Source organism: Corynebacterium sp. MSK006 (assembly GCF_030232385.1).
GTDB classification, from domain to species: Bacteria; Actinomycetota; Actinomycetes; order Mycobacteriales; family Mycobacteriaceae; genus Corynebacterium; species Corynebacterium frankenforstense_A.
In genome coordinates, this window is record NZ_JASPJZ010000003.1 from 127414 (window position 1) to 142494 (window position 15081).

Here is a 15081-nt window from a genome sequence, read left to right on the forward strand (position 1 = left end):
TGATCTCGGCCCCTAATAAGTCACGTGATATTCGAGGAACGGGAAATTTCCGACGCCGCGCCGCCCGGCGCGGCGGGTACCGCGCCCTCGGCGTACCCTCGGCGTACCCTCGGCGTACCCTCGGCGCGCCCACGCGCGCCCACGCGGGCCACCGCGGGCGTCGTAAATCTCTTTTCCGGGGCTACTTCCCGCGGAACTCCAGCGAGCTCAGGCGCACCTCGCCGGCCTCGTCGGAGGCGTCGAGGTCGACCTCGCCGACGAACGAGAAGGCGCGGTCGTTGTCGGGGTCGCTCAGGATCTGGCGCACCGGCCAGCGCCGCTCGTTCGACTCCTCGACGAGGAAGTACTCGGGCCCGCGGGCGGCCGGCGAGGTGTCCACCCCGTCGAACTCGTTGAAGTAGGTGTCCATCGCCGCCGGGAAGTCCGGGGCGTCGTCCAGGTAGTCGAAGGCGTCCGCCAGCTCGTCCTCCCGCTCGTCGGCGAAGAGCTCGACGAGGCGGAACATGGCGTTGCGCACCATGATGCGGAAGGCGCGGCGGTTCGCGGTCAGCGCGCTGGGGTCGGTGACCCCGAAGGCGAGCTCTTGGGCGACGACTTCCTTGGAGACCGGCTGGTCCGGGTCGGCCATCTGCGCCCACTCGTCGACCAGCGAGGAGTCGACCTGGCGGATCAGCTCGCCGAGCCAGACGACGATGTCGTCGAGCTCGTCGGTGTAGTAGGCCTCCGGCACCGTGTGGGCCAGGGTGCGCCACGCGTCGGTGAGGTAGCGCAGCACCACGCCCTCCGAGCGGCCGAGCCCGTAGGCGGAGACCAGGTCGGAGAAGGTCATGGCGTGCTCGACCATGTCGCGCACGACCGACTTCGGCGAGACGTCGAACTCCCGCGCCCACGGCGCGCCCTGCGCATAGGTCTCGAACGCGGCGTCGAGAAGCTCCTCCAGAGGCTTCGGCCAAGTGATGTCCTCGACGATGGCCATGCGCTCGGTGTAGTCGACGCCGTCGGCCTTCAGCTCGGCGATCTCGCGGCCGCGCGCCTCGCTGCGCTGGGCGCGTAGGATGGGGCGCGGGTCGTCGAGGACGGACTCGAAGACGCTGACGACGTCGAGGGTGAACGTCGGCGAGTCCGGGTCGAGCAGCTCGAGGGCCGCCAGGGCGAACGGGCTCAGCGGCTGGTTGAGGGCGAAGTCGCGGGGCACCTCGCGGGTCAGGCGGTAGGTGCGCCCGGCCTCGTCCGGCCCGCCGCCGGGGGCGCGCTCGACCACGCCGGCGTTGATCAGCCCGCGCACCAGCCCGACGGTGGTCAGGATGTCGCGGTTCTGGCGGGCGCGCGTCTCGTGGTTGCCGCGCAGCAGGTGCCGGAAGTGCCCGTAGGCGTCGCCCGGGCGCGCCAGGATGTTGATCACCATCGAGTTGGAGACGCGGAACTGCGAGTGCATCTGCTCGGAGGGCGCGTCGACGAGCCGGTCGAAGGTCTTCCTCGACCAGGTCACCTCGCCGTCGCGGGCGTGCTTGGTGCGCACCTTCTTGAGCTTCTTCGGGTCGTTTCCGGCCTTGGCGCGGGCCCGGATGTTCTCGATCTCGTGCTCGGGGGCCTGCACGACGACGTAGCCGGTGGTGTCGAAGCCGGCGCGGCCCGCGCGCCCGGCGATCTGGTGGAACTCGCGGGACTTCAGCACGCGCTGGCGGGTGCCGTCGAACTTGGCCAGGCCGGTCATCAGCACCGTGCGGATGGGCACGTTGATGCCCACGCCCAGGGTGTCGGTGCCGCAGATGACCTTGAGCAGGCCGGTCTGGGAGAGGCGCTCGACCAGGCGGCGGTACTTGGGCAGAAGCCCCGCGTGGTGCACGCCGATGCCGCGGCGGACCAGCTTGGAGAGCGTCTTTCCGAAGGTGGTGGTGAAGCGGAAGCCGGCCAGCTCGGTGTGCAGGCGCTCCTTCTCCTCGTCGGTCAGCAGCTTCAGGGAGGTCAGCGCCTGGGCGCGTTCGGTGGCCTCGCGCTGGGAGAAGTGCACCACGTAGACGGGCGCGCGGTTGTTCTCCAGGAGGCGCTCGATGGTCTCGTGGACCGGGTCGGTGGCGTACTCGAACTCGAGGGGCACCGGGCGCTTCGCGTCCGCGCCGACGAGCTGGGTGGCCCGGTCGGTGCGCTCGGTGAGGTCCTTTCGCAGGTCCGTGGTGTCGCCCAGGGTGCCGGACATGAGGAGGAACTGCGCCTGGGGCAGCTCGAGCAGCGGGACCTGCCAGGCCCAGCCGCGCTCGGGGTCGGAGTAGTAGTGGAACTCGTCCATGACCACCTGGTCGACGCCGGCGCGCTTTCCGTCGCGCAGCGCGATGTTGGCGACGATCTCGGCGGTGGCGCAGATGATCGGGGCGTTGCCGTTGACGGTGGCGTCGCCGGTCATCATGCCGACCTGCTCGGGGCCGAAGACGTCGCACAGGGCGAAGAACTTCTCGGAGACCAGCGCCTTGATCGGGGCGGTGTAGAAGCTGCGCTGCTTCTTGGCCATCGCGGTGAAGTGCGCGGCGATGGCGACCATCGACTTGCCCGAGCCGGTGGGGGTGGCCAGCACGACGTTGTCGCCGGCCACCAGGTTGAGCGCCGCCTCCTCCTGGGCGGGGTAGAGTTCGATGCCCTTCGAGCGGGTCCAGGCGGTGAACGAGTCGAGGATGGACTCGTCGACGAGGGAGGCGGGCACCTCGTCGAGGTCGGGCAGCATCTGGGCGAGATTCACCCTGCCCACCCTAGCCGGGCGGCCGCTCGGCGCGTGGGGCGAACCCGGGCCGGGTGGCCGCGCACCCGGGCGTGCGCGCCGACGGCGATCGGCGGGACGTCGTCAATCGGGGCGGGGCGCTCGGGGCTACTCGCCCTCGGGCGGCTGCGGGGCGTCCGGGCCCTCGCCGTCGCCGCCGTCTTCGCCGTTCTCGCCGTGTCGGCCGTCGCCGCCGTCCTCACCCGGCTCGTCGAGGCGCGCCAGGAAGCGTTCGAACTCGGCGCCGAGCTCCTCGCCGCTGGGCAGCTCCGCCTCGCCGGGCATGACCGCGCGCGGGTGGGCCTCGCGGTACTTCTCCACGGCCTCGTCGTACTGCTCCTCGAGGGCGCGCACGACCTGCTGGATCTCACCGGAGTCGTCGGTCTGCTCGGCTAGCTGCTCGGCCACCCGGCGCGCGTCGTGCTCGAGGGTGCGCAGCGGCAGGTCGAGGTCGGTGGCGTCGGCGACCGAGCGCAGCAGGTTCAGCGTCGCGGCGGGGTAGGGGGAGGCGGCCACGTAGTGCGGCACGTGCGCGGTGTAGCCGGCGACGTTGCGCCCGGCGCGCGCCAGGGCCGCCTCGATGCGCAGCGCGGCCGATCCCGGCAGGACCACCTTGCCGTCGAAGCGGTACATCCGGCCGACGAGCCCGGGGGCGTTGCCGTGGGCGGAGACGACCAGCGGGCGGGTGTGCGGCACGGTCATCGGCGCGGAGTACAGGCAGATGGTGTTCTCCACGTCGTAGCGCTCGACCAGGTCGGTGACGGCCTCGGTGAAGGCGTTCCAGCGCATGTCCGGCTCGGGGCCCGACAGCAGCAGGAAGGACCGGCCCTCGGGGTCGCGCAGCACGCGCATGTCGAGGTTGATCTCGTCGGTGCGGATGATCTCGTGGTCCTCCATGGTCACTGCGGGCCGGCGCGAGCGGAAGTCGACCAGCTCGTCGGTGTTGAAGGAGGCGACCAGGCGGTTCTCCAGGGCGGCGAGCAGGTGCTCGGAGACGGCCTCGACGGCCTGCCCGGCGTCCGCGTACCCCTGCAGCGCCACCACGAGGGTGGGCCCGTGCTGGTGTCCGTCCCGGATCTCCGGGGTGGGGTACTCCAGCTCGTACATCCGACGCTCGTCGTCGTTCATGACGTGCCTCCCTTACCTTCTCGCTTCGCCGCGACCGCCCCGGTCGGCGGGACGCTCACGGTCACACCGGGTACAACGCCACCGGCCCCGCCGATAATTCCGTGGGGGGTCTGCGGCGGGCGGTCAAAGCCCCGGTCTGAACCGTCGATTATAGCCGTGCGCCGCGTCTCACGGGCCGCCCCGCGCGGCCGGTCCTGTGGATCGTGCGGGGTTGTCCACAGGCGGGCGGGTACCGCCGCGCGCCGGGTGGCGGCTGCGGTCACGATGGCGCCATGACCGATTCCACGGAACACACCCTGCACACTCCCGGAGACCTGATCGCCAACCTGCCCGCCGTCTTCGGCTTCTTCCCCGAGGACTCCCTGGTGCTCGCCGCCTTCGTCGACGACGGCACGCGCTTCGCCTTAGGCCCCGTCCTGCGCGTGGACCTGCGCCCCGTCTGCGCCGAGGCCCTCGACTCCGCCCTCGGCAGCCTGGACGCCCACCGGGCCGGCGGCGGGTGCGTCATCGCCGCCTTCGTCATCACGACTGAGCCCGCCGAGCGCGACCGCGTCTGCGAGCTGCTGTTTTCCGCCTCGCGCGCCGGGGACGCCGAGCTGCTCGGCTGCTGGAGCACCGAGGGGGTGCTGGCCGGCGGGACGTACGAGCTCGAGTTCTCCCCGCCGGGCGCCGAGCCCCTCGACGACTGGTACGGCGGGCGCATCCCCGAGGTCGTCGCCGCCGCCGCGATGGGCCCGCTGCTGCGCCGCGGTGAGCTGCCCGAGCCCGACCGGCAGGCCGCCCTGGAGTTCTTCGCGCGCGCCGGAGAAGAGATTGACGACGTCGCGCCCGGTACCGTCGCCTTGACCGTCGCCGTCGAGCGCGCCCGCGGCCTGGCGGCCGCGGTGCGGCGCGGGGGAGAGGCCGGGCGTGCCTCGTTCGCGACCGTCGTCGGCGCGGCCGAACGTGCCTTGACCGACGAAAGTCAAGGTCAAGGGCTTGTCGGTGGCGCCGATCCGGAAGATCTCGCCTGCCTGGCGGGCGCTCTCGGCGAGATCCACCTGCGCGACGCGGTGGCCGCGACGGTGCTGGAGCGTCCCCGGGCCGCCGAGCGGGTCCTGGCGCGGCTCTCGCGGGTGCTCACCGGTGACGCCCGGGCCAACGCGCTGTGCCTCTACTCGTTGGTCGCCGGTCCCGCCGGCCACGGGCACCGGGTGGCCGCCGCGCTGGCGGTGGCGCGCACGGAGTTCCCGGGCCACCGGCTCACCCGCCTGCTGTGCGAGGCGCAGCTGCGGTGCCGCCCGGAGATCGTCGCCGAGCGGGTACGCCGCGGCAGCCGTCAGGTCGCCGAGCGCCTCGGCGTGGCGGGCGCCGACCCGGCCGGCGGGATCGACGGACTTGCGGCGTGAACGGTCGGGCCGGAACGGGCAGCCAAAAACTGAGCCGCCCGGGCGGGTGTCCGGACGGCTCAGGAGAAGAGGAGGAGGCTCAGGCCTTCCCGGCGCGGTAGGCCGCGGCGTCGAGGTCCTTGGTGAAGGCCCAGGCGTCGGCGACGATGCGCGGCAGGTCCGTGCGCGTCGGGTTCCAGCCGAGCTCCTTCTTGATCCGCTCGGAGGAGGCGACGAGCACGGCCGGGTCGCCGGCGCGGCGCGGGGCGACCTCGGCGGGGATCGGGTGCCCGGTGACCTCGCGGCAGGTCTCGATGACCTGGCGCACCGAGTAGCCGTCGCCGGAGCCGAGGTTGAAGATGCGGTGGCGGCCCGGCTCGTTGGTCGTCAGCGCCAGCAGGTGGGCGTCGGCGAGGTCGCGGATGTGGATGTAGTCGCGCACCGCGGTGCCGTCCTCGGTGGGGTAGTCGTCGCCGAAGATGAAGATCTTCTCGCGCTGCCCCAGTGCGACCTGCAGCACCAGCGGGATCAGGTGGGTCTCCACCTCGCGCGACTCGCCGACGGCACCGTGGGCACCGGCGACGTTGAAGTAGCGCAGGCTCGTCGCGCCGAGGCCGAAGGCCGCCGCGTACGAGGTGATCAGGTGGTCGATGGACAGCTTCGTCGCGCCGTAGGGGTTGGTCGGCGCGGTGGGGAAGTCCTCGGTGATCGGCACCTCGGCCGGCTCGCCGTAGGTGGCGGCCGTCGAGGAGAAGACGAGGTTATCGACCCCGTGGGCGCGCATCGCGTCGAGCAGCTTCAGCGTCGAGACGAGGTTGTGGTGCCAGTAGACGTCCGGCTTCTCCACCGACTCGCCGACCAGCGAGCAGGCGGCGAAGTGCAGCACGCCGTCGAAGTCTCCCTCGGCGAGGACCTGGTCGGCGGCGTCGTCGATGTCGCCGACGACGAGCTCCGCCTCATCCGGCACCGCGCCGCGGTTGCCGGTGGACAGGTCGTCGAGGACGGTGACCTCGTGGCCGGCCTCGACCAGCACGTGCGAGCAGACGCTGCCGACGTAGCCCGCGCCGCCGGTGACCAGCAGGCGCAGCGGGCGCGACTGGCTCATTCGTCGATCCTCTCGACGCGCAGGGCGTGGCCGAGGTAGTCGGCCAGCTCGACTGACTGCCCGTCGTGGGCGACGGTGACGGTGCCGTCGATGTTGGTCACGTCGATCTCGGCGCCGACGACGGCGCCGATCTCGGTCAGGGCGCGGAACTGGCGCACGTCGACCTGCAGGATCTCGTTGATCTGCAGCAGGCGCACGTGCACGGTCTCACCCTCGGGCAGGTCGACCGGGCGCACGCCGCGCTCCAGGGGCTCCGGGCCCTTCGTGCCGAGCTCCTCGAGGCCGGGCACGGGGTTGCCGAAGGGAGAGAGCGTCGGGTCGTCGAGCACGGCGATCACGCGGCGCTCGACCTCGTCGCTCATCACGTGCTCCCAGCGGCAGGCCTCCTCGTGGACCTGGTGGATGTCCAGGTCGAGCACGTCGGTGAGCAGCTGCTCGGCCAGACGGTGCTTGCGCATCACGGAGATGGCGCGGGCGCGCCCCTCCTCGGTCATCTCGAGGCTGCGGTCCTGGCGCACGTGCAGCAGGCCGTCGCGCTCCATGCGGGCCACGGTCTGGCTGACGGTGGGGCCGGACTGCTCGAGGCGCTCGACGATGCGGGCGCGCAGCGGCGTGATGCCCTCTTCTTCCAGTTCGTAGATCGTGCGGAGGTACATCTCCGTCGTGTCGACCAGATCTCTCACGTTCTCGGACCTCTTCGTGCTCTGCTGTCAGCGGCTGACCTGTCGGCGACACCGGCGCCGGCGGGGGACGATCCGCAGACGGGCAATGAATCCGCCGCGGATAATGAAGTTATCTTATCAATCCTGCGCCGTCGGTGAGACAACGCCGCCGAACCTGCGTTCGCGACCAGAATACGCCAGGCTCGCCTTCCGTGGGCGGATTGCGACCCACGTGCCGTTCAGAACTGCATACCTAACTGCCCCGTGCAGCAGAAATCCCCGCCGCCCACGGCGACGGGGAAGGTGCCCGGGACCAGGCCCGGGAGGGGATGACCCCCGGAACCGGGCCCGGGCGGGGGAGGAAGGCTAGAGGGCGTAGTCGCGCAGGCGGTCGGCGCGCTCGCCGTCGCGCAGCTTGCTCATCACCTCGCGCTCGATCTGGCGCACGCGCTCACGCGAGAGCCCGAAGCGCCGGCCGATCTGGTCGAGGGTGCGCGGCACGCCGTCGTCGAGACCGTAGCGCAGGCGGATGACGTCCTCCTCGCGGTCCTCGAGCGTGCCCAGCACGGAGCGGATGTCCGAGTGGCGCAGCGAGGCGACCACGGCGGTCTCCGCGTCGGCGGCCTCGGCGTCCTCGATGAAGTCGCCCAGCGGGGCCTCCTCGTCGGCGCCGACGGGCATGTCCAGGCTGACCGGGTCGCGCGACTGGCGCAGCAGCATCTCGATGCGGTGCTCGGGGATGCCGGACTCCTCGGCCAGCTCCTCGTTGGTCGCCTCGCGGCCGAGGTGCTGGTAGAGCTCGCGCTTGATGCGGGAGAGCTTGTTGACCTGCTCGACGAGGTGGACGGGCAGGCGGATGGTGCGCGACTGGTCGGCCATGCCGCGGGTGATCGCCTGGCGGATCCACCAGGTCGCGTAGGTGGAGAACTTGAAGCCCTTGGCGTAGTCGAACTTCTCCATCGCGCGGATGAGCCCCAGGTTGCCCTCCTGGATCAGGTCCAGCAGCGGCATGCCGCGGCCGGTGTAGCGCTTGGCCAGGGAGACCACGAGGCGCAGGTTGGCCTCGAGTAGGTGGCTGCGCGCCTTGCGACCCTCGCGGATGAGGACCTTCAGGTCGCGCTTCTTGGCGCGGGTGAGACGCTGGTCGGAGTGATTGAGCACCCGGTCCGCATAGAGCCCGACCTCGATCTGCTGGGCGAGCTCGACCTCCTCCTCCGCGGTCAGCAGCGCGGTCTTGCCGATGCCGTTGAGGTAGACGCGGACCAGATCGGCCGACGGGTTGTCGTTGGTCTGGTTGCGGCGACTGCCCTTGTCGTGGGGGGCGTCCTTCGAGTCGTGGTCCTTGGCGGACGCAGTTGTCATGCAGGCCTCCTCAGTGTTGCCGTCTCGAAGGGTGTAACGCACGGGCGGGCGGGAAAGTTCCCGTGCCCCTTTTCGGGGTCAGTCGTGGGTGCCCCGGAACTCACTCGCGCGTGTCCAGCAGCACGGTAAAGGGACCTTCGTTGACGGAGGCGACGCGCATCATCGCCCCGAAGCGCCCCTCGGCCACCGTGACACCGCGCTCGCGCAGCCCCGCGGTCACCTCCGCGATCGCCGCCTCGGCCTGCTCGCCGCCGGCGGCGTCCGACCAGGAGGGCCTGCGTCCCTTGGCGGTGCGCCCGTAGAGGGTGAACTGGCTGACCAGGAGCACCGGGGCGGCGGCGTCGGTCACGGAGACCTCGCCGTCGAGCACGCGCAGCTCGGCGATCTTGCGCACCATCTTCTCGATGTCGGCGTCCCCGTCCTCGCGGTGCACGCCGACCAGGGCGAGCAGCCCCGGCTCCTCGATCGCGCCGACGGTCTCGCCGTCGACGGTCACCGACGCCGAGCTCACCCGGGTCAGAACGGCTCTCATCGTCTACCTCTTCCTCTTGTCCTCTTCAATTGCCGACGTCGCGCCCCGCCCCGCGGGCGGTTCCCGCGCCGTGGGTGCGTGGGCGGCCTAGTCGGCCTGGTCGGCCGGCAGCAGCAGGCCGTGGCGCACCAGGTCGGCGGCCACGGCCGCCGCCCCGGCGCGCACCTCCCCGGCGTCGAGCCCCTTGGCCGCGGCGTAGAGCTCCGCGACGTCGGAAAGCGTGAGCCCCTGCGGGTGCAGACCGGCGACCACGGCGGCGACGTGTGCGTCGACCTCGTGGCTGAAGCGCGGCCCGTCGGTGCGGGTCAGGCGCTTGACCTCGTCCGCGAAGCCCATGCCGGCCCCGGCGTCGGGCAGGCCGACCTCCTCGAGCGCCACCCCGGGGCGCACCCGGAAGTTCGCGGCGAGCACGCCCTCGGCGTCACGCTCGCGCAGCCAGGCCGCACGCCGGAAGTACTCCTCGACCTCGGGGCCGAGCGGGTCGGTGAAGGCCTGGGTCAGCTCCTCGGCGACGACCTCGGAGGGTGCCTCGCCGATGTTCTCCACGGCCACGAAGCCGAAGCCGACCGCTTCGACCTGCTCGGCGGCGAAGTAGTCCAGCCATGCGCGGGTGCGCGCCGCACCCTCCGGGGAGCGCGGGTCCACGCCCTCGTCGCGCAGCCAGGTGCCCACGTAGGTCGAGGGGTCCACCCGGTCGCGCTCGAGGACCCAGGCGGCCACGCCCTCCTCGGGCAGCCAGGAGGCCACCCGGGCCGCCCAGTTCTCACCGGCGCGGTGCACCCAGGCGGCCAGCAGATGGGCGTGCCCGCCGGGGTTGAGGTGCCCGGGAACCCCGGAGACGACGGTCGCGCTCGCGGCGTCCAGGCCGAGCCCGGAGTCGCGGTAGACGTGGCCGACCTCGGGCGGGCCGACGACGAACGGCGGGTTGGACACGATCCGGTCGAAGCGGCGTCCGGCCACCGGCTCGAACCAGGGGCCGTTGACCACCTCGGCGTCCGCGCGCCCGACGCCGGCCAGGGTGGCGCGGGTGAACTCGAGGGCGCGGTCGAGCACGTCGGTGGCGGTGATCTTCTCGGCGAGACCGGCCTGGGCCAGCGACTGCACGCCGCAGCCGCAGCCGAGGTCGAGCAGGGAGCCGACGGGGGAGTCCGGCACCGAGCGCAGCAGGGTCAGGCTGGCCTGGCCCATGCCGGGCACGTGGTCCAGGCGCTGCTCGGCGTCGGTGACCGAGGCGTCGCGGTCGGAGAAGACGACGCGGTCGGCGCCGTTCAGGTGGACGGGGCGCACGTCGACGAGCGCGCGCAGTGCGCGTCCGGTGGCGACGGCGCCGGAACCGCCGGCGTCGGCACGCGGGGCGTCGTCAATCGGGGCGGCCTCGAAGACGCCGGCGGCAACCAGCGCGGCGACAAGATCGGCACCGAGGACCTCGGCGAGTTGCGCCTCGGGTACCGGCTCGCGCAGCAGGAAGGCGCGCACGGGCACCTCGAGGTCGGTCGCGGTGCGCTCGAGGGTCCAGGCGACGGCGGCCGGCTCGCCGCGGTGCAGGGCGGCGACGGCCTCGCCGTCGAGGGCGTCGTGGAGGCCGGGCTCGGTGAAGCCGAGCTCGATGAGGCGGGCGGCCAGGCGCGCGGCGGGGCCGGAGAGGTGGTCGGTCGCGGCGTCGGGTCGGGTCACTTACTGGGCCTCCAGTTCGGGTCGTCGATGGTGGGATGGGGCTCCTCGGTCGCCTGCGCGCGTCCGGGGCCGAGCTCGCGGTACCGCGCCCCGTCGAGCTGCTCGGCGTGTTGCGCGGCGACGGCCCGGCGGTACTCGCGCGCGGCGGCCGGCTTGTAGACGTTGCGCTCGCGCTTGTCGGCGACCTCACCCTTCTCGTTGGCGATGACCACCGCGATCCAGGGCAGCGGCACGGAGACGATGAAGACGATCGTCGCCAGCCACCAGTTCTCCCAGACCAGGTAGGTCATGATCGCCAGCGCGATCAGCGGCAGGCGCAGCAGCTGCAGGGTCAGGTAGATGACCTTGCGCCGGTGCAGGTTCTGCCCGGCGGTGCGGTGCTGCGAGGTGATCAGCTCCGCGCGCCGCCGGCGCAGCCGCCAGCGGTGGTGGCCGCCGGCGGCCGCGGCGGGGGTGTCGGCGGGCGCGTCGACGAAGAAGACGTCGTCGCCCGACGTCTTCGCGTCCTCACCTGCAGTGCCCTCGTTCATCGCCTACCAAGGGTAGACCCCCGATGGACCGCCGAGTCACGGTTGGGGCATTATGGGGTCCGTGAAAACCGGAACGACCACCATCGAGCGCCCAGACACCCGGGAGAGCACCGGCACCACCGACGACACGCCGAAGTTCTTCCACTACGTCAAGAAGAACCAGATCGTGGACTCCGCGGTGAGCGGAAAAATGGTCGTCGCGCTGTGCGGCGAGACCTTCCCGGTGACCAAGCAGGCCAAGCCGGGTTCCCCCGTGTGCCCCGACTGCGAACGGATCTACAGGAGCCTGCGCAAGAAGTGACCCGGCAGCTCATCAGGGGGCGGCTGCGCGACTGGCAGGCGCGCGCCCTGCGCAAGTACCTGACCGAGCGCCCCAAGGACTTCCTGGCCGTGGCCACGCCCGGCGCGGGCAAGACGACATTCGCGCTGCGCGTGGCCGTCGAGCTTCTCGACGTGCGCGCCGTCGACCGCGTCGTGGTCGTCGTGCCCACCGAGCACCTCAAGGTGCAGTGGGCCAAGGCCGCGGCACGGGTAGGCATCTCCCTGGACGCGGAGTTCAAGAACTCCGACGGCTTCAACCGCAACTTCGACGGGGTGGCCGTCACCTACGCCCAGGTCTCGCTGCACCCGTTCAAGCACCACGCCGTGTCCACCGCCCGGCGTACGCTCGTCATCCTCGACGAGATCCACCACGGAGGCGACGCGAAGAGCTGGGGCGACGGCATCCGCGAGGCCTACCGCGACGCCGAGTACCGCCTCGCGCTGACCGGTACCCCGTTCCGTTCCGACGACGCCGCCATTCCCTTCGTGCGCTACGAGGAGGACGGCGAGGGTCACCTGGTCAGCCGCGCCGACCACACCTACGGCTACTCCGACGCGCTCGCCGACGGCGTGGTGCGCCCCGTGATCTTCCTGGCCTACTCCGGCGAGGCCCGCTGGCGCGACTCCGCCGGCGAGGAGTACGCCGCCCGCCTGGGCGAGCCGCTCAACGCCGAGCAGACCGCCCGGGCCTGGAAGACCGCGCTCGACCCGCGCGGCGACTGGATCCCGGCGGTGCTCTCCGCCGCGCACACCCGGCTGCAGCAGCTGCGCAACAACATGCCGGACGCCGGCGGCCTGGTCATCGCCAGCGACACCAAGACCGCCCGCGCCTACGCCAAGATCCTCGAGCGCTACTCCTCGACGCCGGTGACCGTCGTGCTCTCCGACGAGCCGGGCAGCTCCGACCGCATCGACGAGTTCTCCGCCTCCACCGACGAGTGGATGGTGGCCGTGCGCATGGTCTCCGAGGGCGTCGACGTCCCGCGGCTCGCCGTGGGCGTCTACGCCACCGCCGCCTCCACGCCGCTGTTCTTCGCCCAGGCCATCGGGCGCTTCGTGCGCTCGCGCATGCCCGGCGAGAACGCCTCGATCTTCCTGCCCAGTGTCCCGGTCCTGCTGGACCTGGCCGCGAAGCTGGAGAAGTCCCGCGACCACGTGCTGGGCAAGCCCCACCGCGACAACGGCGGCTGGGACGACGAGGCCCTGGCCGAGGCCAACCGGGAGAAGAACGAGCCCGACGAGGAGACCGGCTACCAGTCCCTCGGCGCCGAGGCCGAGCTGGACTCCCTGATCTACGAGGGCTCCACCTACGGCACCGGCGCCGGCGCGGGCTCCGCCGAGGAGCGCGAGTACCTGGGCCTTCCCGGGCTGCTCGACGCCGAGCAGGTCAAGGCACTCCTGCAACGCCGCCAGACCGAGCAGCTCGACGCGCGCACCCGCCAGGCCAAGCAGACCGAGGAGAACCAGCGCCGCGAGCGCGAGGCCTCGCGCACCGAGGGCGCCCGTCGGGCGCGCGAGCGCGTGGCCAGCGAGGAGCTGCCGAAGCTGCGCAAGGAGCTCAACGCGATCGTCTCGATCACCGCGGCGCGCACCGGGCGCCCGCACGGCTCGATCCACAACGAGGCCCGCCGCGCCTGCGGCGGGCCGCCGACCGCGCTGTGCTCCGCCCAGGAGCTGCGCGACCGCATCGCCTACCTGCGCAAGTGGTAGGCGACGCGGCTGACGCCGCGTCGCAGGGACCGTAAGGAGGGACCGGCCCCGGGGGAGGGCGCGCGGCGGCAGCCGCGGCCCGCACCGCAGACGCGCAAAGGGAAACGCCCGCGTGGGGGCACACGCGGGCGTCGGAAATTGAAGGTGGGGGACTAGTCGAGGTAGTCGCGCAGCACCTGCGAGCGCGAGGGGTGGCGCAGCTTCGACATCGTCTTCGACTCGATCTGGCGGATGCGCTCGCGGGTCACCCCGTAGACCTGGCCGATCTCGTCGAGGGTGCGCGGCATGCCGTCGGTGAGCCCGAAGCGCAGGCGCACCACGCCGGCCTCACGCTCAGAGAGCGTGGTCAGCACGTCCTGCAGCTGATCCTGCAGCAGCGTGAAGGAGACCGCGTCGACGGCCACCACGGCCTCGGAGTCCTCGATGAAGTCGCCGAGCTGGCTGTCGCCCTCGTCGCCGATGGTCTGGTCCAGGGAGATCGGCTCGCGGGCGTACTGCTGGATCTCGATCACCTTCTCCTCGGTGATGTCCATCTCCTTGGCCAGCTCCTGCGGGGTGGGCTCGCGGCCCAGGTCCTGCAGCAGCTCGCGCTGGATACGGCCCAGCTTGTTGATGACCTCGACCATGTGCACCGGGATGCGGATGGTGCGCGCCTGGTCGGCCATCGCGCGCGTGATCGCCTGGCGGATCCACCAGGTGGCGTACGTGGAGAACTTGTAGCCCTTGGTGTAGTCGAACTTCTCGACGGCACGGATCAGGCCGAGGTTGCCCTCCTGGATCAGGTCCAGGAAGGCCATGCCGCGGCCGGTGTAGCGCTTGGCCAGGGAGACGACCAGGCGCAGGTTCGCCTCGAGCAGGTGGTTCTTGGCCTTGCGGCCGTCGCGGGCGATGGAGCGCAGGTCGCGCTTGACCGCCGGGGTCAGGCGGGCCTCCTTGTCGCCGTCGGCGAAGGCCTTGGCCATCTGCTCCATGCGGTGGTTGGCGTAGAGGCCGGCCTCGATGCGCTTGGCCAGCGAGACCTCCTGCTCGGCGTTGAGCAGGGCGACCTTGCCGATCTGCTTGAGGTAGGCGCGCACGGAGTCCGCCGAGGCGGTCAGCTCCGCGTCCTTGCGCGCCTGGCGCAGCGCGGCCGACTCGTCCTCGTCCCAGACCGAGGAGCCGTCCTCCTCCTCGTCGTGGTCGTCGTGGCCCTCACCGTGGGCGTGCGCCTCGGCGTGGGCGTCGTCGTGACCCTCGTCGTGGGCGAACTCGTTCTCCTCGACGTCCTCCTGGGACACGTCCTCGGGGGAGGTGGCCTTGGCGGTCGCCTTCTTGGCGGTGGTCTTCTTCGTCGCCTTCTTGGCCGATTTCTTCGCGGTCTTCTTGGCCGTCGACTTCGTCGCCTTGCGCGTGGTCTTGCGGGCGGACTTCTTCGTCGCCTTCTTGGTGGCCTTGCGCGTGGACTTCTTCGCCGTCTTTTTGGCGGTCTTCTTCGCCGGGGCGGCCTCCTCGGCGGAGGAGGCGTCGGCGGGGGCCGCGGCCTTGGTGTCGGCGGCGGCCTTGGTCTTCGCGGAGGACGCCGCGGGCGTCTTCTCCGCGGTCGCGGTGGTGCCGGCGGTCGCGGCACGGCGGGGAGTCGCCTTGCGGGCGGTCTTGCGCGCCGACTTCTTGGCGGTCTTCTTGGCCGTCTTGCGCGCGACAGTCCCCTCGCCCGATGCGCTCTCGGCCTGCTGGCCGTCGGTGGGGTTTCCTGGAGTGCCGGTGGCTGCCACGTACGCCCTTTCGCTCTACCTACAAGTCCCGGAAGGTTCCCGACGGGGTGCCGGGCGCCTCCTCTACGAGGTCGCCGCGCCCTGACAGCGGGCGTTCGGCGGCCCCCGGATCGTGGTCCCCGGCGCCTGCCTTACGGTCCGGAGAGACACCAGGGCCACGAGTTGACAAGCGCCCAGTATAGATCAAAGC

General features: G+C 71.7%; 12 protein-coding genes. 3 read left to right on the forward strand and 9 right to left on the reverse strand.

Annotated features, from left to right (window positions below; genetic code table 11):
- Positions 1-181: 181 nt before the first annotated feature.
- Together QQA02_RS03095 and QQA02_RS03100 are read right to left on the reverse strand one after the other, a co-directional pair.
- Positions 182-2731, reverse strand: coding sequence for a DEAD/DEAH box helicase (locus QQA02_RS03095; protein WP_284863268.1), 2550 nt, complete (start codon positions 2729-2731; stop codon positions 182-184).
- A gap of 126 nt (positions 2732-2857) precedes the next feature.
- On the reverse strand, positions 2858-3877 hold the full coding sequence (locus QQA02_RS03100; protein WP_284775070.1) for a PAC2 family protein: 1020 nt from the start codon (positions 3875-3877) through the stop codon (positions 2858-2860).
- A gap of 272 nt (positions 3878-4149) precedes the next feature.
- Here QQA02_RS03100 and QQA02_RS03105 point away from each other — a divergent pair, with 272 nt between their 5' ends.
- Complete coding sequence (locus QQA02_RS03105; RefSeq protein WP_284863269.1) at positions 4150-5265, forward strand: DUF4192 domain-containing protein; 1116 nt, start codon at positions 4150-4152, stop codon at positions 5263-5265.
- Between the two features lie 79 nt (positions 5266-5344).
- On the opposite strand, the gene galE is transcribed toward QQA02_RS03105, so the two are convergent.
- From galE to QQA02_RS03135, 6 genes are all read right to left on the reverse strand, one after another.
- Positions 5345-6331: a UDP-glucose 4-epimerase GalE gene (gene galE, locus QQA02_RS03110; protein ID WP_284863322.1), complete on the reverse strand. Its 987-nt coding sequence runs from the start codon at positions 6329-6331 to the stop codon at positions 5345-5347.
- A 14-nt stretch (positions 6332-6345) separates the two neighbouring features.
- Positions 6346-7032, reverse strand: coding sequence for a metal-dependent transcriptional regulator (locus tag QQA02_RS03115; RefSeq protein ID WP_284863271.1), 687 nt, complete (start codon positions 7030-7032; stop codon positions 6346-6348).
- Between the two features lie 345 nt (positions 7033-7377).
- The gene (locus QQA02_RS03120; protein WP_284775066.1) at positions 7378-8373 is read right to left on the reverse strand and encodes a sigma-70 family RNA polymerase sigma factor; all 996 of its coding nucleotides are present in this window, start codon (positions 8371-8373) and stop codon (positions 7378-7380) included.
- A gap of 100 nt (positions 8374-8473) precedes the next feature.
- Complete coding sequence (gene dtd, locus QQA02_RS03125; protein ID WP_284863272.1) at positions 8474-8905, reverse strand: D-aminoacyl-tRNA deacylase; 432 nt, start codon at positions 8903-8905, stop codon at positions 8474-8476.
- Positions 8906-8992: 87 nt separating this feature from the next.
- Positions 8993-10579, reverse strand: a complete 1587-nt coding sequence (locus QQA02_RS03130) for a DUF7782 domain-containing protein (RefSeq protein WP_284863274.1) — start codon at positions 10577-10579, stop codon at positions 8993-8995.
- Complete coding sequence (locus tag QQA02_RS03135; RefSeq protein ID WP_284863276.1) at positions 10576-11109, reverse strand: DUF3099 domain-containing protein; 534 nt, start codon at positions 11107-11109, stop codon at positions 10576-10578. Before QQA02_RS03135 ends, QQA02_RS03130 begins: the two co-directional genes overlap by 4 nt.
- Positions 11110-11170: 61 nt before the next feature.
- Between QQA02_RS03135 and QQA02_RS03140 the strand changes: the two genes are divergently transcribed.
- On the forward strand, positions 11171-11410 hold the full coding sequence (locus tag QQA02_RS03140; protein ID WP_075664881.1) for a DUF3039 domain-containing protein: 240 nt from the start codon (positions 11171-11173) through the stop codon (positions 11408-11410).
- Between the two features lie 11 nt (positions 11411-11421).
- Positions 11422-13140, forward strand: coding sequence for a DEAD/DEAH box helicase (locus QQA02_RS03145; RefSeq protein WP_284863324.1), 1719 nt, complete (start codon positions 11422-11424; stop codon positions 13138-13140).
- Between the two features lie 152 nt (positions 13141-13292).
- On the opposite strand, the gene QQA02_RS03150 is transcribed toward QQA02_RS03145, so the two are convergent.
- The gene (locus QQA02_RS03150) at positions 13293-14891 is read right to left on the reverse strand and encodes an RNA polymerase sigma factor (RefSeq protein WP_284775060.1); all 1599 of its coding nucleotides are present in this window, start codon (positions 14889-14891) and stop codon (positions 13293-13295) included.
- Positions 14892-15081 lie beyond the last annotated feature (190 nt).

What these genes read in the sequence shown, in the direction of transcription:
- QQA02_RS03100 (WP_284775070.1), bottom strand. Translation starts at nt 3,877, where the DNA reads ATGAACGACGACGAGCGTCGGATGTACGAGCTGGAGTACCCCACCCCG.
- QQA02_RS03105 (WP_284863269.1), top strand. Translation starts at nt 4,150, where the DNA reads ATGACCGATTCCACGGAACACACCCTGCACACTCCCGGAGACCTGATC.
- QQA02_RS03120 (WP_284775066.1), bottom strand. Translation starts at nt 8,373, where the DNA reads ATGACAACTGCGTCCGCCAAGGACCACGACTCGAAGGACGCCCCCCAC.
- dtd (WP_284863272.1), bottom strand. Translation starts at nt 8,905, where the DNA reads ATGAGAGCCGTTCTGACCCGGGTGAGCTCGGCGTCGGTGACCGTCGAC.
- QQA02_RS03135 (WP_284863276.1), bottom strand. Translation starts at nt 11,109, where the DNA reads ATGAACGAGGGCACTGCAGGTGAGGACGCGAAGACGTCGGGCGACGAC.